Origin of the sequence: Phycicoccus endophyticus (genome assembly GCF_011326735.1) — a bacterium.
Lineage (GTDB): Bacteria > Actinomycetota > Actinomycetes > Actinomycetales > Dermatophilaceae > Phycicoccus > Phycicoccus endophyticus.
In genome coordinates, this window is sequence record NZ_JAANCN010000005.1 from 1 (window position 1) to 17,633 (window position 17,633).

General features: G+C 74.2%; 21 protein-coding genes. 9 read left to right on the forward strand and 12 right to left on the reverse strand.

Going from position 1 to position 17,633, the window contains the following annotated elements; all coding sequences use genetic code 11:
• Window positions 1-162: 162 nt before the first annotated feature.
• Window positions 163-1,398, forward strand: coding sequence for a cupin domain-containing protein (locus tag G8D98_RS06985; RefSeq protein WP_166100950.1), 1,236 nt, complete (start codon window positions 163-165; stop codon window positions 1,396-1,398).
• 22 nt (window positions 1,399-1,420) lie between these two features.
• Here the strand turns inward: G8D98_RS06985 and ppk2 are convergent, their stop codons facing one another.
• A complete protein-coding gene (gene ppk2, locus G8D98_RS06990) occupies window positions 1,421-2,317 on the reverse strand; it encodes a polyphosphate kinase 2 (protein ID WP_166100953.1) in 897 nt (298 codons plus the stop codon).
• 213 nt (window positions 2,318-2,530) lie between these two features.
• On the opposite strand from ppk2, the gene G8D98_RS06995 reads away from it, so the two are divergent.
• The gene (locus G8D98_RS06995; RefSeq protein WP_166100955.1) at window positions 2,531-3,907 is read left to right on the forward strand and encodes an MBL fold metallo-hydrolase; all 1,377 of its coding nucleotides are present in this window, start codon (window positions 2,531-2,533) and stop codon (window positions 3,905-3,907) included.
• 226 nt (window positions 3,908-4,133) lie between these two features.
• On the opposite strand, the gene G8D98_RS07000 is transcribed toward G8D98_RS06995, so the two are convergent.
• The gene (locus G8D98_RS07000) at window positions 4,134-4,853 is read right to left on the reverse strand and encodes an MgtC/SapB family protein (RefSeq protein WP_166100957.1); all 720 of its coding nucleotides are present in this window, start codon (window positions 4,851-4,853) and stop codon (window positions 4,134-4,136) included.
• A gap of 71 nt (window positions 4,854-4,924) precedes the next feature.
• On the opposite strand from G8D98_RS07000, the gene G8D98_RS07005 reads away from it, so the two are divergent.
• Complete coding sequence (locus tag G8D98_RS07005; protein WP_166100959.1) at window positions 4,925-5,980, forward strand: alcohol dehydrogenase catalytic domain-containing protein; 1,056 nt, start codon at window positions 4,925-4,927, stop codon at window positions 5,978-5,980.
• Between the two features lie 31 nt (window positions 5,981-6,011).
• On the opposite strand, the gene G8D98_RS07010 is transcribed toward G8D98_RS07005, so the two are convergent.
• From G8D98_RS07010 to G8D98_RS07025, 4 genes are all read right to left on the reverse strand, one after another.
• Window positions 6,012-6,728, reverse strand: coding sequence for a PIG-L deacetylase family protein (locus G8D98_RS07010; RefSeq protein ID WP_166100961.1), 717 nt, complete (start codon window positions 6,726-6,728; stop codon window positions 6,012-6,014).
• A gap of 10 nt (window positions 6,729-6,738) precedes the next feature.
• On the reverse strand, window positions 6,739-7,743 hold the full coding sequence (locus tag G8D98_RS07015; RefSeq protein ID WP_166100964.1) for an SLAC1 anion channel family protein: 1,005 nt from the start codon (window positions 7,741-7,743) through the stop codon (window positions 6,739-6,741).
• The gene (locus tag G8D98_RS07020; RefSeq protein WP_205859718.1) at window positions 7,740-8,465 is read right to left on the reverse strand and encodes a peroxiredoxin; all 726 of its coding nucleotides are present in this window, start codon (window positions 8,463-8,465) and stop codon (window positions 7,740-7,742) included. Before G8D98_RS07020 ends, G8D98_RS07015 begins: the two co-directional genes overlap by 4 nt.
• A 78-nt stretch (window positions 8,466-8,543) precedes the next feature.
• A complete protein-coding gene (locus tag G8D98_RS07025) occupies window positions 8,544-9,866 on the reverse strand; it encodes an NAD-binding protein (protein ID WP_166100967.1) in 1,323 nt (440 codons plus the stop codon).
• Window positions 9,867-10,059: 193 nt separating this feature from the next.
• Between G8D98_RS07025 and G8D98_RS07030 the strand changes: the two genes are divergently transcribed.
• Genes G8D98_RS07030 through G8D98_RS07040 form a run of 3 tightly spaced genes read left to right on the forward strand, consistent with a single transcriptional unit; the run spans window position 10,060 to window position 12,359 of the window.
• Window positions 10,060-11,517, forward strand: coding sequence for an NAD(P)/FAD-dependent oxidoreductase (locus tag G8D98_RS07030; RefSeq protein WP_166100969.1), 1,458 nt, complete (start codon window positions 10,060-10,062; stop codon window positions 11,515-11,517).
• Window positions 11,518-11,522: 5 nt separating this feature from the next.
• Entirely contained in the window at window positions 11,523-11,687 is a 165-nt protein-coding gene (locus G8D98_RS07035; RefSeq protein WP_166100971.1) for a hypothetical protein, read from the forward strand.
• 39 nt (window positions 11,688-11,726) lie between these two features.
• On the forward strand, window positions 11,727-12,359 hold the full coding sequence (locus G8D98_RS07040) for a class I SAM-dependent methyltransferase (RefSeq protein ID WP_229661888.1): 633 nt from the start codon (window positions 11,727-11,729) through the stop codon (window positions 12,357-12,359).
• Window positions 12,360-12,662: 303 nt separating this feature from the next.
• Here the strand turns inward: G8D98_RS07040 and G8D98_RS07045 are convergent, their stop codons facing one another.
• The 5 genes from G8D98_RS07045 to trxA form a co-directional block, all read right to left on the reverse strand.
• Window positions 12,663-12,827 (reverse strand): hypothetical protein, encoded by a 165-nt coding sequence (locus G8D98_RS07045; RefSeq protein WP_166100974.1) that lies wholly within the window; start codon window positions 12,825-12,827, stop codon window positions 12,663-12,665.
• A 60-nt stretch (window positions 12,828-12,887) separates the two neighbouring features.
• Complete coding sequence (locus G8D98_RS07050) at window positions 12,888-13,511, reverse strand: methyltransferase domain-containing protein (RefSeq protein ID WP_166100976.1); 624 nt, start codon at window positions 13,509-13,511, stop codon at window positions 12,888-12,890.
• Window positions 13,511-13,771, reverse strand: a complete 261-nt coding sequence (locus G8D98_RS07055) for a metal-sensitive transcriptional regulator (protein ID WP_166101454.1) — start codon at window positions 13,769-13,771, stop codon at window positions 13,511-13,513. The genes G8D98_RS07050 and G8D98_RS07055 overlap by 1 nt, the downstream gene beginning before the upstream one ends.
• A gap of 97 nt (window positions 13,772-13,868) precedes the next feature.
• Window positions 13,869-14,189 carry a rhodanese-like domain-containing protein gene (locus G8D98_RS07060; RefSeq protein ID WP_166100979.1) on the reverse strand — a complete coding sequence of 107 codons (321 nt, stop codon included), beginning with the start codon at window positions 14,187-14,189 and terminating at the stop codon, window positions 13,869-13,871.
• 49 nt (window positions 14,190-14,238) lie between these two features.
• Window positions 14,239-14,610 (reverse strand): thioredoxin, encoded by a 372-nt coding sequence (gene trxA, locus G8D98_RS07065; protein WP_166100981.1) that lies wholly within the window; start codon window positions 14,608-14,610, stop codon window positions 14,239-14,241.
• Window positions 14,611-14,720: 110 nt separating this feature from the next.
• On the opposite strand from trxA, the gene G8D98_RS07070 reads away from it, so the two are divergent.
• A complete protein-coding gene (locus G8D98_RS07070; RefSeq protein WP_166100983.1) occupies window positions 14,721-16,064 on the forward strand; it encodes an MBL fold metallo-hydrolase in 1,344 nt (447 codons plus the stop codon).
• 11 nt (window positions 16,065-16,075) lie between these two features.
• On the opposite strand, the gene G8D98_RS07075 is transcribed toward G8D98_RS07070, so the two are convergent.
• Window positions 16,076-16,462: a NifB/NifX family molybdenum-iron cluster-binding protein gene (locus G8D98_RS07075; protein WP_205859719.1), complete on the reverse strand. Its 387-nt coding sequence runs from the start codon at window positions 16,460-16,462 to the stop codon at window positions 16,076-16,078.
• Window positions 16,463-16,621: 159 nt separating this feature from the next.
• On the opposite strand from G8D98_RS07075, the gene G8D98_RS07080 reads away from it, so the two are divergent.
• Both G8D98_RS07080 and G8D98_RS07085 read left to right on the forward strand, forming a co-directional pair.
• A complete protein-coding gene (locus G8D98_RS07080; RefSeq protein ID WP_166100985.1) occupies window positions 16,622-16,897 on the forward strand; it encodes an HU family DNA-binding protein in 276 nt (91 codons plus the stop codon).
• A 128-nt stretch (window positions 16,898-17,025) separates the two neighbouring features.
• Complete coding sequence (locus G8D98_RS07085) at window positions 17,026-17,547, forward strand: YbhB/YbcL family Raf kinase inhibitor-like protein (protein ID WP_166100987.1); 522 nt, start codon at window positions 17,026-17,028, stop codon at window positions 17,545-17,547.
• The last annotated feature ends 86 nt before the right edge of the window (window positions 17,548-17,633 follow it).

The following is a 17,633-nucleotide window of genomic DNA, read 5'->3' on the forward strand; positions in this document are numbered from 1 at the left end:
CGAGGGCCCGGCCGACAGCGGCGCCGGCGAGCCCGGCACTCCGGGCGAGCACGACGGCGGAGCCGACGGCGGCGCCGAGGGCCCGGCCGACAGCGGCGCCGGCGAGCCCGGCATCCCCGGCGAGCACGACGGCGGAGCCGACGGCGGGGCGGACGCCTCGGCGTGAGCGCGAGCGCCCCGGGCGGGCCCGTGCCCGGCACCCCCGAGGGTGCCGGGCAGGGGCTCGCCTCGTTCGCCGCGACCTGCGCCGCCACGTTCGCCGAGGAGCACTGGGGCCGCCGACCGCTGCTCAGCCGGGCGGCCGACCTCCCGTGCCCCGGGCACGGGTTCGGGTCGGCAGCCGTCGACGAGCTGCTGGCCCGCCGTGCGCTGCGGACGCCGTTCCTGCGGATGGCCAAGGACGGCGCCCCCCTCGACGCGCGGGAGTTCACCCTCGGCGGAGGGGTCGGCGCGGCGGTCGCTGACCAGGTGAGCGAGGACAAGGTGCTGCGGCTGTTCGCCGACGGCGCCACCATCGTCCTGCAGGCACTGCACCGCTCGTGGGCTCCGGTCTCGGCCAGCGCCCGCGCCCTCGCACGAGACCTCGGCCACCCCGTCCAGGTCAACGCCTACGTCACCCCACCGCAGAACCAGGGGTTCGACGACCACTACGACGTCCACGACGTCTTCGTCGTGCAGGTGGAAGGCGAGAAGCACTGGCGGGTCCGGCCCCCCGTGCTCGAGTGGCCCCTGCGCAACCAGCCGTGGACCGACCGGCGCGAGGCCGTCCGGGAGGCGGCCGCGGCCGAGGCCGTCGTCGACACCGTCCTCGGGCCCGGTGACTGCCTCTACCTGCCCCGGGGGTGGCTGCACTCCGCGACCGCCCTCGGGGGCACGAGCATCCACCTGACCTACGGCGTCCACGTGTGGACCCGCCGCACCCTGGCCGAGGACCTGCTGAACGCCGTCTCCCGGCGGCTCGACACCGACCCCGCGCTGCGTGAGGCGCTGCCGCTGGGGGTCGACCCCCTCGACGCCGCGACCACGGCCACGGCACGGGCGGCCCTGCACGAGAGCATCCTCGCGGCGCTGGACGACGTCGAGGACGACGAGCTCGCCGCCGTCCTCGCCCGGCGCGCGCGCTCCGCCGCACGAGCCGAACCGCTCGACGTGCTCGCCCAGCACGCCGCCGCCGCGGCACCGGCCGAGCTGCCCTGGCGGGTGCGGGCGGGCCTGTCGGCCCGCTGGGTCGGCGCCACCCTCGTCACCCGCCTCGGGCGGCTCGAGCTGGCCGAGGACGAGGCCGCACTCGTCGCCGACGTGCTCGGTGGCGAGCGCCCGCCGGGCTCTCTCCCGGAGGACCTGCGGCGGCGGCTCGTCCTCGGCGGGGTCCTCGTGCCCGCGGCACCGGCCCCCTGACGGCGGGTGACCGCCGCGGCGGTCAGTCGCCGCCGGTGTGCTTGGCGCGACCGACGATCTTCGGGTCGGGCGCGAAGACGACCGAGGGGTCCTTGCCCTCGTAGTCGAACTGGTGGAGGAAGGCCCGCATCGCGTTGAGCCGGCCGCGCTTCTTGTCGTTGCTCTTCACGGTCGTCCACGGCGCGTACTTCTTGTCCGTGTGCTCGAACATCGCCTCCTTCGCCGCGGTGTACTCCTCCCACCGGTCGAGGCTCTCCAGGTCCATCGGCGAGAGCTTCCACCGGCGGACGGGGTCGATCTGGCGGATCGCGAAGCGGGTGCGCTGCTCGTCCTGGGTCACCGAGAACCACAGCTTGGTCACCGTCATGCCCTGCTCGATGAGCATCCGCTCGAGCAGCGGCGCCTGGCGCATGAAGGTCGCGTACTCGGTGTCGGTGCAGAAGCCCATGACCCGCTCGACCCCGGCCCGGTTGTACCAGGACCGGTCGAACAGGACGATCTCCCCGGCCGTCGGCAGGTGCTCGACGTAGCGCTGGAAGTACCACTGCCCTCGCTCGGTCTCGGTCGGCGTGGTCAGGGCGACGACGCGGGCGGCCCGCGGGTTGAGGTGCTCGATGAAGCGCTTGATCGTCCCGCCCTTGCCGGCGGCGTCCCGCCCCTCGAAGACGATGACGTGCTTGGCGCCGACGTCCTGGCTCCAGTACTGGAACTTCAGCAGCTCGATCTGCAGGAGGTACTTCTCGTCCTCGTAGCGGTCCCGGTCGAGCAGCTCGTCGTAGGGGTAGTCCTGGCGCCAGGTCTCCACCGCCTGGCCGTCGGGCGCGATGAGCACCGGGTCCTCGCCCTTGCCGCCCTGCACCGTGTACCCCTCGGTCCGCAGGGTGTCGATGTACTCGCGCAGGTTCATCTTCTGGGCCATGTCCCCATCCAAGCCAGTCGGCCGGCCACGCGGAAGACGCAGTGCCGCTCGTCACCCGACGTTCACCTCGCGCGGCGCCGCCCGGTCCGCGGGCCGGTCCCGGCGCTCCGGGGCGCCCTCCTCCACGGCGGCGGGTTGCGTCGCCGACACATACCCCCTAGGGTATTTGCAGAGACCGCAGCCGGACCGTCCGGCCCCATCCTGGAGGACCCGATGATCTTCACCCAGTACTACCTCGACTGCCTCTCCCAGGCCGCCTACCTCGTCGGCGACGAGACGACCGGCCAGGCGGTGGTCGTCGACCCGCGCCGCGACGTCGCCGAGTACGTCGAGGACGCCCGCGCCCGCGGGCTGACCATCGTCGGCGTCGTCAACACCCACTTCCACGCCGACTTCGTCTCCGGCCACCTCGAGCTGGCCCGGGAGACCGGCGCCTGGATCGGCTACGGCGAGGCCGCCCAGGCCGACTTCGAGGTCCGCTCCCTGGCCGACGGCGAGCGGATCTCGCTCGGCGACGTGACCCTCGAGATCATGGCGACCCCGGGGCACACCCCGGAGTCGATCTCCGTGCTCGTCTACGAGCACGCCGACGACGAGGTCGCCTACGGCGTGCTCACCGGCGACGCCCTGTTCATCGGCGACGTCGGGCGGCCCGACCTGCTCGCCTCGATCGGCGTCACCGCCGAGGAGCTCGGCCGGATGCTCTACGACTCGGTGCAGCACCGGCTCATGGGCCTCGACGACGCGGTCCGCGTCTTCCCCGCCCACGGCGCGGGCTCGGCGTGCGGCAAGAACCTCTCGACGGAGAAGCAGTCGACGATCGGCGAGCAGCGCCGTCTCAACTACGCCTGCCAGCCGATGAGCGAGGAGGAGTTCCTCGCCGTCGTCACCGCCGGGCAGCCGAGCGCGCCGGAGTACTTCGTCTACAACGCCATCCTCAACCGGCGCGAGCGCGACGTGCGCGACCTCGACACCAGCGTCCCCGCGCTCGGCCCGGAGGACGTCGACGCCGCCATCGCCGCGGGAGCCGTGGTCCACGACGCCCGCGACCCGCAGGAGTTCGCGGCCGCCCATCTCGAGGGCGCGGTCAACGTCCCCGTCGACGGCCGGATGGCCGAGACGGTCGGGATGGTGTTCGCCCCCGAGCAGCGCATCGTCGTCATCGCACCGGAGGGCCAGGAGCAGGAGGTCGCGACCCGCTTCGCGCGGATCGGCTACGACCACGTCGTCGGCTACGTCGCCGACCTCGAGGGCTACCTCCTCACGCACGCCGACCACGTCCGCCGGGCCAGCCGGCTCACCGTCACCGAGGCGGCCGAGGCGGTGGCCCGGCCCGCCGTGCAGGTCGTCGACATCCGCAACGCGGGTGAGCTGGAGTCCGGCGGCATCCCGGGCGCCCGGCACATCGCGCTCGCCGAGCTGGCTCGCCGCAGCAGCGAGCTCGACCCGAGCCACCCGGTCCTGCTCTACTGCGCCGGTGGGTGGCGCAGCTCGGTCGGGGCCAGCGTGCTTCGCGCACAGGGCTTCTCGGACGTCTCCGACGTCATCGGCGGGTATGCGGCCTGGGACCAGGCACACGCCTCGGCCTGACCGCGCCGACGTGCGGCCCCGGCGGATCCCCCCTCCCGCCGGGGCCGTTCGCTGTCGAACCCGTCCTTGACGCGCGCGGCAGGCTGGAGTTGACTTCGCTCACTCGCAACCCGCGTGCGCACGTGGGCCGAGCGCCCCGGACAGACGGCGGCGGAGTGGAGACCCCGGTCCTGCTCCGTCGCCGTCGTGGTCTCCGGGCCCGCCCGCGCCCCGGGGCCGCGGTCCCTCACTCGTCGAGCGCGTCCCCGGTGCGCACCCCCCGGATGCCCGCCATCTCGTCGAGCCGCGAGGTGAGCCGCGCGAGGTCGACCGTCCCGGCGAGGACGAGCACGACCTCGACGAGCGCCGCCCCCGCGTCGTCCGTGCGGCGCCCGCTGCGCAGCTCCTCCACCGAGAGCCCGGCACCGGTCACGGCGTCGATGATGTCGCGCAAGAGCCCCCGCCCGTCCTCGTAGAGGATCCGGACGGTGAAGACGTGCGGGCGGAAGCGCGCCGCGAGCCGCCCCAGGGGCCGGATGCCGTACATGAGCAGGAAGTAGGCCAGGGTCGTCGCGGTCGCGAGGAGGACCAGCCCGGCGCCCGCGGCGGCGCCGACGGCGGAGGTCAGCCAGATGCTCGCGGCCGTCGTCAGGCCTCGGACGGTGTCGCGCCGCATGAAGATCACCCCGGCGCCGATGAACCCGAGGCCGCTGACGATGCCGGCGGCCACCCGTGAGGGGTCGTACGAGACGCTGCCGCCGACGATGTCGGAGAACCCGTACTTGCTCACGAGGACCCACAGCGCCGAGCCGAGCCCGACGAGCGTGTAGGTCCGCAGCCCCGCCGACTTCTGCTGCACCTGGCGCTCGAAGCCGATGGCGAGGGAGAGCAGGAGGGCGGCCGCCAGCTCGGTCAGCTGGACCCAGCCCTGCCCCGCGAGCTCGAGGAGGCGGTCGGCGGTGGACACCCGTCCGACCCTAGCCCCGGGTCGCGGGCCGTGGGGCCGCTCGCCCGGGGCCGCCGTGGCAGGCTGGCCCGGTGCGTGCCCTCGTCTACGACGCCTTCGGCTCCGCGCCGCGGGTGACCGAGCTGCCCGACCCCGTGACCCCGCCGGGAGGGGCGCTCGTGCGCGTCGTCGCCGCCGGCCTGTGCCGCAGCGACTGGCACGGGTGGATGGGCCACGACGACGACATCGCCGCCTTCCCGCACGTCCCCGGGCACGAGCTCGCGGGTGTCGTCGAGCAGGTGGGCGAGGGGGTCGCCAGCTCGTGGCTCGGCCGATCGGTGACCGCTCCCTTCGTCCTGGCCTGCGGCCGGTGCCCGACGTGCGTGGCCGGCGACGGGCAGGTCTGCCCGGAGCAGCGCCAGCCCGGCTTCTCCGACCCGGGCTGCTTCGCCGAGCTGGTGGTCGTGCACGCCGCCGACACCAACCTCGTCGCCCTGCCGGACGCCGTGGCGCCCGAGAGCGCCGCCGGCCTCGGGTGCCGGGTCGCCACGGCCCACCGGGCGGTGACCGCCCGCGGGCGGGTCGCCCGGGACGAGCGCGTGCTCGTCCTCGGCTGCGGCGGGGTCGGGCTGGCGGCCACCGCCCTGGCCGTCGCCCGGGGCGCGCGGGTGTGCGCGGTCGACCCCGACCCGGGAGCGCGCGAGCGGGCCGCCGGGCTCGGCGCCGAGCTGACCCTCGAGGGCTCGGGGACAGCCGAGGAGATCGAGGCCGCCGTCCGGTCGTGGTCGGGCGCAGGGGTGCACGTGGCCCTCGAGGCGGTGGGCTCACCACAGGCCTGCCGTGCCGGCATCCGGTCGCTGCGCCGTCGGGGCCGGCACGTGCAGGTCGGGCTCCTGCCCGGCGCCGCCGGATCCGTCGAGCTGCCGATGGACCGCGTCATCGCCTGGGAGCTCGACGTGCTCGGCAGCCACGGGATGGCGGCCGCCGACTACGCCGGGCTGCTCGCCGACGTGGCGGCCGGGCACGTCGACCTGCCCGGGCTGCTGGCACCCGGTGGGCCGGTGGGCCTGGCCGAGGCCGGCCGGCTGCTCACGGCGATGGGCACGTCACCCTCGCGCGGCATGGTGCTGATCGACCCCACCCGCTGACCCCTGCCGGTGGGACGGGCCCGGCGTGCGGTCACGCCGTGCCGGCGGCCGGCCCGGTCGACGCGACGAGCCGGCGGAGGTACTCCGCGTCGCCGAGCAGCTCCAGCCGACGCCACAGCACGCTGCCGGGCACGGCCTGGCTGGCGTGGCAGCGCACCGCCGCCAGCTGGCGGGTCCGGTCGACCTCCACCGCGTGCAGGTTCTCGAGCGGGTGGCCCGCGAACCCCGCGCCGGTCTCCGCGCGCAGGGCGGCGGCCACCGCCTCGGGCAGCGCCCAGCCGACGACCGGCAGGCCCCGCTCCTCACCGGCGAGCATCGCCGCCCGCGAGGCCGCCTCGTGGTCGGGATGCCCGGTGACCCCGGCGAGCGGGTCGAAGACGAGCAGGCCCTCGGCCCGGGTCCGCCCGGCCTCCTGCGCGACCTCCTCGGCCAGCCGGAGCCGATCGAGCGAGGCGAGCCCGCCGTCCGGGTGGTCGCGCAGCGCCGTGTGGCGGATGCCGAGGACCTCGGCGGCCGCGCGCAGCTCACCCTCACGGACCGCCGCGAGGCCACCGTCGGGCCCGCCGAGCGTCGAGGCCTCGCCGTGGGTCAGGCACAGCACCGAGACCTCCGCGCCGGAGCGGACGAACGCGTCGAGCAGCGCCCCGAGCCCGAAGGACTCGTCGTCGGGGTGCGCCACGACGGCCAGCACCCGGCGCCACGCGGGCAGGCCGTCGCCGCGCAGCGCCGGTACCGAGGCCCTGGTCATCGCCGGCTCCTCACTCCGGCAGGCAGATCTGCCGGTGTGCGACCGCGCGCAGCGTCAGGCCGCCGACGACGAGCACGAGGAGCGTCGTGCCGCCGAGCAGCACCCACGCCACGACGTCGTACGTCGCCTGCGGCCGCGCCCCGGCCATCGCCACCGCCGCTGCCGAGGCCGCCCCGAGGGGGAAGGTGTAGGCCCAGTACGGCAGGGCGAAGGGCACCCGCCGCAGGCGGCCGGCCTGGGCGAGCAGGATCGCGACGAAGGCCATCGCCGCCGCGTAGAGGATGTGTGCCACCGGCCCACCGCTGGTCCCGGTCAGCGCCTGCCACGAGAGCATCGCCACCGCGGGCGGCGCCACGAAGATCGCGATCGTCGGCAGGAGCCTGCCCGGCAGCCCGGCGTCGTGGAGCAGGACGCGCTGCAGGAGCAGCGGCAGCAGCCCGACCCAGAAGACGACCCCCACCCCGAACGCGAACCAGCCGAGCTCGAGCGAGCCCACCTCGCGGGCGGCCAGTGGCGTGACGACGTTGCCGACGACCGGGATGAACCACGCCGGCGTCACCGTCGTGTGCACGATGTCGACCCGCCCGAACCAGGCGCTGATGACCGCGGTCGTCGCGACGAGGTGGCCGACGGCGCCGACCCACCACAGGGCCGACGCTAGCGCGGGGACCACGTCCTGGCCGGCCGTGGCCAGGACGAGCAGCGAGATCGTCACCGTCGGGGCGAAGGTCATCCGGACCGGATGCCGCAGCTCGGCCACGGCGGCCCGAGGGAAGCGCGCCCACTTGACCGCGTAGGCGACGCCGATGACGACGAAGGCCGCGGCGGCCAGGGCGAGGAAGCCGAGCGCGGGCCACTCGGGGACCTCCCAGACCCGGGAGGCGCGGCGCCACGCGAGCGCGACGCCCCTCAGGCCCATCACCGAGGAGAACAGGGTCACCGGCAGGTGCGCCAGGGACCGCTCCCCCACCGGCGCGAGCGACCCCTCGGCGCCGGTGGACGTCTCGGGGCTCACGCCCCGGTGCGGATCGCCGACTCGACGTCCTCCGCCGGCAGCTCCTTGGTGCAGAAGAACCAGTCGACGCACTCGACGCCCTCCTCCGCGCCGTCCATCCGGTCCTTGGCCGTCCCGCAGGAGCCCGCCGTGGGGACGATGACCCGCTCACCCGGTCGCCAGTCGGCCGGGGTGGCGACGTTGAAGGCGTCGGCGGTCTGCAGGCCCTTGACGACCCGCAGCAGCTCGTCGAAGTTGCGCCCGAGGCTGAGCGGGTAGTAGACGATCGTGCGGATGACGCCCTTGGGGTCGATGACGAACACCGCCCGGACGGCCTGCGTGGCGGCCTCGCCCGGCATGATCATCCCGTACTTCGTCGCGACCTCCATCGACACGTCGTCGATGAGCGGGAAGGTGACCTCGACGCCCTTCATGTCGCGGAAGACCATCTTGTCCTGGATGGTGCGCAGCCAGGCGATGTGGCTGTAGAGGCCGTCGACCGACAGGCCGACGAGCGCGGTGTTGTACGCGGCGAACTCCTCCTGCATCGAGGCGAAGGTCATGAACTCCGTCGTGCACACCGGGGTGAAGTCCGCCGGGTGGGAGAAGAGGATGACCCACCGGCCGGCGTAGTCGCCGGGGAAGCTGATCGGCCCCTGCGTGGTCTCGGCGGTGAACTCCGGCGCCGGGTCGCCGATCCGCGGCATCGTCGTGACCGTCCTCTCCTCGAGGGTCTGGCTCATCACGACACTCCTTCCGAGCCCGTCGGGGCTCCTCTGTTATCTGGAACGACTCAAAACTATACCCCCGGGGGTACTCCGTCAAGGGTGGCACCGACAGTGCTCCGGGACCGGGCGTCGCACGTCGCCGTCGGCGTCGAGGACACCCACCCGGTGCCCCTCGGTCCACGCTGCCGCAGGGGTCCGGCCCCGCACCGAGGCGCAGACCCAGGCTGCCGTCATCACCCCGACATCGCTGACCCGCCCGATCCGGAACAGCGAGGTCGTCTCGGTCACGGCCACTCCCTCGCCGGCCCGCAGCACCGTGCGCACCCCCGGCGCGAGCGCGAGCGCGTTGATCGCGACGGCGATGTTGTCGAGGTCCTGGGAGCCCATCGCCGCGACCGCCCGGGCCCGTCGCACGCCGACCCGGGTGAGGACCGCACGAGCGCTGGCGTCGCCGACGACGACCGGCAGCCCGCTCTCGCGCGCCAGGGCGAGGGTGTCCGGTCGGGCGACCCGCTCGACGACGACGACGGGGACCCGCAGCTCGCGCAGCAGCTGGGCCACCCGCAGCCCGACCTGGCCCAGCCCGGCGACGACGACGTGGCTCCGGACGGGAACACGGCGCGGGCCGACGAGTGCCGCCGTCCGGGCACCGACGATCCACTCCACGAGCCCGGCGACGAGGGCGCCGGTCACCGCGATCCCGACGAGCATGAGCACCCCCGAGACGACGAGGTACCAGCCCGGCGCGCCGTGGTCGACCGCCGCGGCCGGGCCGGTCGTAGCGACGAGCCGGGCCGTCGAGTAGAACGCCTCGAGCACCCCCTCGTGGAGCACGGACGCCGCGAGCGCCCACTCCATCGCCACCGTCGCGGCCAGGCCGCCGAGCCCCAGCAGGAGGATGCCCTCGCCACCGCCGTAGCGGTGCGGCACCCAGCGCGCGGCCCACCGGCCGAGCCGGCGCGCCCAGGCCTCCGGCTCGGGCCGAGGCCGCCGCAGCCGGGCACCGTCGGGAGAGTCGACGAGCTCGGCGAGCCCCTCGGGGGTGGGCAGGAGCGCCAGGGCCTCGGGCCGCACGCACGCCGCGACGACGGCCGGTGCCGCGACGTCCGCGGGCGAGGTCACCGTGCAGTGCGGGACGACCTGCGCGAGGTGCGTCCCGAGGGTGCGGTCGAAGATCGTCACGACGATCGGCACGCCGGGCTGCAGGTGCTCGGCCAGGAGGGCGAAGCGCAGGGCGAGCAGGTCGCCCCGGACGACGACGGCGACACCCTCGACGGGCTCGGTGAGGGCTGCGCGCAGGGCGGGCTCGTCGGGGTCGAGCAGGTGGACGACGTCGGTGCCGTCCTCGGTGAGCAGGGTGCAGACCAGCCGGGTGGCCTCGAGGTCGCCGACGAGGAGGACGCGGGGGCGGCTCACGGGCACCTCCGGGGCCGGCGGCAGGGTCCGGGTGCGGCGCCGGGTAGACCACCCGACCCGGCGCCGCGGGTCCGGCCGGACTCACCCAGTCTATACCGGGTGGGGTATTTGTCCAGTGATCTGGATCATGGTGAGACATACCCGCCTGGGTATACAGTCGGTGGCACCACCCGATCGTCGAAGGAGACGTGCCATGGCCGATGTCGTCGTCCTCGGCGCCGGCGTCGCGGGCCACACGGCCGCGCTGCACCTGAGCCGGCTGCTCCCCAAGGGCCACACCGTCACGGTCGTGTCCCCCAACTCCCGCTGGAACTGGATCCCGAGCAACATCTGGGTCGGCGTGGGGCGGATGTCGCGCCAGGAGGTGGTCTTCCCCCTCGAGCCGGTCTACCGCCGCAAGGGCATCCGGTTCGTCCAGGCCAAGGCCGTCGCGGTGCGCCCCGAGGGCGACGCCGAGAGCGAGCGCGGCGCGGTCGACATCGTACACACCGGCCCGGGGCGCGAGGGCGAGGAGACGCGCATCCGCTACGACTACCTCGTCAACGCCACCGGCCCCCAGCTGCGCTTCGGGATGACCGAGGGGCTCGGCCCGGACGGCGGGCACACGGTCTCGGTGTGCACGGCCGACCACGCGGTCGACGCGGCAGCGCACCTGCAGACGGTCATCGAGCGGATGCGCGCCGGCGAGCGTCAGACCCTCGTCGTCGGCATGGGCCACGGCACGTGCACGTGCGAGGGTGCGGCCTTCGAGTACGTCTTCAACGTCGACCACGAGCTGCGCGCCGCCGGTGTCCGCGACCTCGCCCGCCTCGTCTACCTGAGCAACGAGGCGACGCTCGGCGACTTCGGCGTCGACGGGATGACGTTCACCGAGCGCGGCTTCCAGACCACCTCGCAGCTGTGGACGGCCAGCCTCTTCCGCGAGCGCGGCGTCGAGGCCGTCCTCGGCGCCCACGTCCACCGGGTCACCCCGGGCGTCGTGCACTACGAGACGCTCGACGGGCAGATGCACGAGCTCGCGTTCGACTTCGGGATGCTCCTGCCCCCCTTCGGCGGCGTCCCGCTCGCGGCCTACGACCGGGACGGCGCGGACATCACCGACCGGCTCTTCGCGCCGAGCGGGTTCATGCGGGTCGACGCGGACTACACCCCCAAGCCCTACGAGCAGTGGCGCGGCGACGACTGGCCGCGCACCTACCTCGCACCCGGCTACGACAACGTCTTCGCCGTCGGGATCGCCTTCGCCCCGCCGCACCAGATCTCTCGGCCGCGGACGAGCCCCAACGGCACCGTCATCACGCCGTCACCACCCCGGACGGGGATGCCCTCGGGGGTCATGGGCAAGACGGCCGCGCTGACCATCGTCGACCGGATCCGGCACGGGCGGGACGCGCCGGCGCACGAGGCCTCGATGGCGCGGATGGGCGCGGCGTGCGTGGCGTCGGCCGGGACCGGGCTGCGCACCGGGTCGGCGGCGGCGATGACGATGATGCCCGTCGTGCCGGACTACGCCCGCTACCCGACGGGGCGCGACCTCGCCGACACCCGCGGTGAGCTGGGGCTGGCCGGCCACTGGGTCAAGCTCATGCTGCACCACCTGTTCCTCCACAAGGCCAAGGGCCGGCTCGGCTGGCACCTCATCCCGGAGTGAGAGCTATGGACGAGACCACCGACCCCCGCGAGCCCGTTGCCGACCTGTCGTCGGCGCCGCTGCCCACCGCCTCGACGCTGCGGCGCCGGCGCAACCTGCCGCTGCAGGCGCTGCGGTTCGCGTCGTTCAACGCGCGCATCGTGCGGATGGTCCTCAAGGGACACCACTGAGCGGTGGGCGCCGGTGACCCGGTGGCGCACACTGGGCCCGTGGGAACACGCCGATGGTGGGAGGAGCGCGCCCTCCCGCGGCTGACCCACCGCACGTGCCAGGGCACCGACGTCGACCGCTGGCGGCGCCCCATGTGCGCCGAGGCCCGCGGCGTCGTCCTCGACGTCGGGTTCGGCTCCGGGCCCAACCTCGAGCACTACCCCGCGGCGGTCACCCGGGTCCTGGCCGCCGAGCCCTCGCAGCTCGCGTGGGAGCTCGCGGCCGGGCGCATCGCGGCCTTCGGCCGGCCGGTCGAGCGCACCGCACGGGACGCCGCCGACCTCACGGCCCTGCCGGACGGCTCGGTCGACACCGTGACGGCGGCGTGGGCGCTGTGCACCGTGCCCGACGTGGGTCGTGCCCTCGCGGAGGTGCGGCGGGTACTGCGGCCGGGGGGCTCGCTGCTCTTCGTGGAGCACTCCCGCGCCCCGGACCGGGGCACCGAACGCGCCCAGCGGTGGGTGCAGCCGCTCTGGGGTCGGGTGGCCGGCGGGTGCCACCTCGACCGCGACCTGCCGCTCGTCATCGAGCGGACCGGCTTCGAGGTCGAGCTGGACCGGGCGGCGTACATCGGTCCCGGGCCGGTGCGGGTGTGGGGCTGGTTCGTCCGGGGCGCCGCCCGCCCGACCTGACCCCACCCATGCCGACCCGACCCCACCGCCGCACCACTGTTACTGAATCGACCAATAGGTCACTCGAGGAACACCGGCGCAGGGGTGGACGTACCTGACGTGACCTATTGGTCGATTCGGGAACACCGGCGCAGGGGTGGACGTACCTGACGTGACCTATTGGTCGATTCGGGAACACCGGCGCAGGGGTGGACGTACCTGACGTGACCTATTGGTCGATTCGGGAACGCCCGGTCTGGACCCGGGGACCCCGGGGGGCCGGGGGTGGGCTCGGTGGGGTGGTTGGGTTGGGGTGAGGTTGCGTCAGCGACCGAAGATGCGGCCGAGGAAGCCACCCGAGCCCGAGCCACCCTCGTGGCCCTGGCAGCGGTCGGCGGTCGGCACACCGCGCATCACCTGGTCGACGTGCTGGCCACATCCGGCCCACGTCGTCTTGCCACACTGACGGCAGGTCACGGCTCGGCACATGGGGACTCTCCTACGGGGTGTCGGGTCTGACGGTCGGGTACAGCATACCCCATGGGGTATCTAGACGGCGACTCGGTGCAGGGCGACGACGGTGTCGAGCGCCGGCCGCTGCGAGCTCTCCACGGCTCGCTCGCGCAGCTCGGCCGAGACCACCTCGACCGGCAGGTCGCCAGCCGCCGCGACGACGTCGTCGGGGTCGTGGAGGACGGCGGGGTCCTGCGGCCCGCCCGTCCCGGCGTCGAGGTTGCGTGCCGCATGGCAGACGACGAGGACGGTACCTCCGGGGACGGCCGCCTCCACGCCGCGCGCCAGGGCCGTGCGCCACGGCGCGTCGGGCAGCTGGAGGTAGGAGAAGACGACGAGGTCGTAGCCCGGGCCCTCGCCCGGCGGGGGTGCGGGCTCGAGGGCGTCGGCGACGAGCGCCCGGAAGCCACCGGCGCCCTCCCCGAGCCGCGACGCGGCGATCGCCCGGGCCCGCCGCACCGCGACGTCGGAGAAGTCGGTGCACGTGGCGTCCCAGCCCTGCTCGGCGAGCCAGAGCGCGTTGCGCCCCTCACCGCCGGCGATGTCGAGCGCGCGCCCGGGCGGCAGCGCTCCGGCCACCTCCTCGACGAAGACGTTCGGCCCCGTCGACCACACGAGGTCGACGCCGGCATAGCGCTCGTCCCAGGCCGCCGCGTCCATCACGCGAGGGAGAGGAAGAGCTTCTCCATCGACTCCACGTCCATCGACCCGGCGTCGGGGTCGGTGATGCACTGCCGCAGGCCGAGGGCGATGACGGCGAAGCCGGCGCGGTCGAGCGCCTTGGAGACCGCCGCGAGCTGGGTGACGATGTCCTGGCACTCCCGCCCCTCGTCGATCATCTTCAGGATGCCGCCGATCTGGCCCTGGGCACGCTTGAGCCGCTTGACGACGGCTTGCATCTCGGTGGGGTCGAGCTCCATCGTGGCGCCTCCTCGGATGTTCGCGGACAGGTGCTCGATGGTACCGGGGGCGGTACCCACGGTGGGACGGCTCGCTGTGCTCACGGCACGGCTCCTCTCAGGCGGCCTGCGGCCCGGTGACGACCGGGCGGCCGGCGGCGCTCCAGGCGGAGGTCCCGCCCTCGACGTTCTGCGCGTCGTAGCCGAGCCCGGTGAGCAGGTCGACGACGGCGCGGCTGCGGTTGCCGCTCTGGCAGATGACGTGGACGGGACGGTCCTTCGGCAGGGAGCCGAGGACGGTGGTCACGCGCGACAGCGGCGCGAGCACGGCCCCGGGGACGTGCCCCTGGACGTACTCCGCCGGCTCCCGGACGTCGAGGACGAAGGCGCCGTCGGCGTGGCGGGCGGCGAGCGTGGCGATGTCGATGCTGCGGGTCATGATGCGGAATCATACCCCAGGGGGTATGATTCCGCCACCACCGACGCCGTCAGCTCGAGCTCGAGGACTGCGCGGCGACCTGGGCCCGGACCTCGTCCATGTCCAGGCCCTTGATGCCGTCGACGACCTGCTCGAGCGCGGCCGGAGGCAGGGCGCCCGCCTGGCGGAAGACGAGGATGCCGTCGCGGAAGCCCATGAGCGTCGGGATCGAGGTGATCTGCGCGGCGCCGGCCAGGGACTGCTCGGCCTCGGTGTCGACCTTGCCGAAGACGACGTCCTCGTGCTGCTCGCTGGACTTCTCGTAGGTCGGCGCGAACTGGCGGCACGGGCCGCACCACGAGGCCCACCAGTCGACGAGCACGATGCCGCCGTCGGTGACGGTCTTCTCGAAGGTGTCGGCCGTGAGGTTCACGGTGGCCATGTCAGCTCCTTGGGAATGTTCGGGGAGTGCTGCGTGCTTCCACGGGTGGCAACATGATACCCCTATGGGTATATTCCACTCACCACCCGACCAGGAGGAGAACACCCGCGATGGTCGAGATCATCCCCGTCGAGACCCCGTCCCTCGGTGACCGCAGCTACCTCGCGCACGACGGCGAGGTCGCCCTCGTCGTCGACCCCCAGCGCGACTACGACCGGGTCACCGCGCTCGCCGCGCGCGAGGGCGTGCGGATCACGCACGTCGTCGAGACGCACATCCACAACGACTACGTGACCGGCGGCCTCGCCCTCGCCCAGGAGGTCGGTGCCGCCTACCACGTCGGCGCCGAGGACCCGGTGGCCTACGAGCGGGTCCCCACCCGGGACGGGGACGTCATCGAGGTCTCCCCGGCGATGACCCTGACCGCCATCGCCACCCCCGGGCACACCTTCACCCATCTCTCGTACGCGCTGTCCTCGCACGGGCAGGACCTCGCGGTCTTCACCGGCGGGTCGCTGCTCTTCGGCTCGACCGGCCGCCCGGACCTGCTCGGGCCCGAGCACACCCACTCCCTCGTGCACGCCCAGTACGCGTCGGCCCACCGGCTCGCCGAGCGGCTCGGGGACCACACGCAGGTCTACCCGACGCACGGCTTCGGCAGCTTCTGCTCGGCGACCCAGTCCGAGGCGACCGCCTCCACGATCGGCCAGGAGCGGCGCAGCAACCCTGCCCTGACCCAGGACGAGGAGGAGTGGGTCGCCGACCTGCTCGCCGGCCTGGACGCCTACCCCGCCTACTACGCCCACATGGGGCCGGCCAACCTCGCCGGCCCGCACGCCCCGGACCTCGAGCCCCCGGCGCCGGCGGACGCGGCCGAGATCCGGCGTCGGGTCGAGGCCGGCGAGTGGGTCGTCGACCTGCGCAACCGCAAGACCTTCGCCGCCGGGTTCGTCCCGGGGACCTTCAACGTCGGCATCGACGGCCAGTTCTCCACCTACGTGGGCTGGCTCATGCCCTGGGGGAGCCGGATCACCCTCCTCGGGGAGACCCCGGAGCAGGTCGCCGAGGCCCAGCGCGAGCTGGCCCGGATCGGCGTCGACGAGATCGCGGGCGGCGCCTCGGGCCACCCCCGGGAGTGGACCGACGGAGAGCTCGCCACGCTCCCCCGAGCCACCTTCGCCGACCTCGCCGACGTGCTCCACCACCGCCGGGTCACGGTGCTCGACGTCCGGCGCGAGCCGGAGTACGCCGACGGACACGTCGCCGGAGCGCTGAACATCCCCATCCACGAGGTCCTCGACCGCCTCGACGAGGTGCCCGAGGGTGAGGTGTGGGTCCACTGCGTCAGCGGCTACCGGGCCTCGGTCGTCGCGAGCATCCTCGACGCCGCCGGGCGTCGGGCGGTGGCGGTCGACGACGACTTCACCACCGCCGAGGAGGTCGGCCTGGCCTGACGCCGGGCGGGCTACCGGGCCGGGGCCCCTCCGGCGCGGACGCGGGCGGCGGCCGAGACCGCGGCGGCCTCGCCGTCGCCGTCCACGCCGAGCAGCACGGCCACGCCCAGCCGCTCGAGGGTGTGCTCCATCGGCGGGCCCATGTGCGACGCCGCGACCGCCTCGACCGCGTGCTCACGCAGGAAGCGGACGATGCGCGCGTGGTGGCTGCCGTGGGTGCCGGCGTCGTGCGAGCGGTCCCAGCCGACGTCGCGCTCGTCCCAGGTGAGGACCGCGCCGTCGCGCACGCTCGCGAGGGCGACCCGCTCGGCCTTGCCCCAGCTGTGCCCCACGGTGCGTCCCGGTCCGACCGGCAGGCACACGAGGACCGCCTCCGACGCCCGCTCCGGCATGGTCATGGGAGCCTCCTCACGGCTCGAGAGCCCGTTCCCGACGAGCCTACCGGGCAGGGTATGGGCGGCGGAGGCCGGCACGACGCGCCGGGCCGGCGTGCGCCGAAAGGCCGCGTTCTTGCTAGGTTTCCCGGAGGAAGGTCCGCAACGAAGGAGAGCACCACCATGACGAAGAAGGAACTCGCCCAGGCCGTCGCCGGGAAGACCGACCTCTCGGCCAGCGCCGCGGAGGAGGTCCTGAACACCGCGTTCGACGCCATCTCGGCCTCGCTCGCGAAGGGTGAGGACGTGAAGATCGCCGGGTTCGGCAACTTCGAGACCCGCGAGCGCGCCGCCCGCACCGGCCGCAACCCGCAGACCGGCGAGGAGATCCAGATCGCCGCGTCGACCTCGGTCGGCTTCAAGGCCGCCGCGCAGCTCAAGCGCGCCGTCAACGGCTGACCACCCGCCACACGCCACGGGGCGCCGACCACCCGGTCGGCGCCCCGTGTGCGTCCGGCCCCGTCGTCGCGCACCCGCGGTTAGGTTGGACCCACGACGTCCACCCCCACCGACGCAGGAGGATGACGATGAGCCTGGACCGCCCGGTCGCCCCCGACCCCTACACCCTGCTCCCCGCGGTGCCCTCGTTCACCCTGACGAGCGACGACGTCACCGACGGCGCGCCCCTGAAGGACGACCAGGTCGCGGCCCTCGGCAACACCTCCCCGCAGCTGTCCTGGAGCGGTGCCCCCGAGGGCACCCGCAGCTACGTCGTGACGATGTTCGACCCGGACGCACCGACGCCCTCCGGGTTCTGGCACTGGGTGCTGGTCGACCTGCCGGCCGAGGTCACCTCGCTGCCGGCCGGCGCGGCCTCCACGGACCTGCCCGGCGGTGCCTTCCACGTCCGCAACGACGGCGGCGAGCGCGGCTTCACGGGCGCGGCGCCACCCGAGGGCGACATGCCCCACCGGTACTACCTCGCGGTGCACGCCGTCTCCGAGCCGACCCTCGGGGTCGACGCCGACGCCTCCCCCGCCGCGGTCTCCTTCTCCCTCGCCTTCTCGACGCTGGCCCGGGCCGTCATCCACGGCACCTACCAGCACTGAGCCCGGCGCCGGGAGCGGCGGCTGCCACGGATTCCGTCGCCGGCAGCCGGATCTGCCGCTCTTTCGGCAGCACGCAGCGCGCCGTA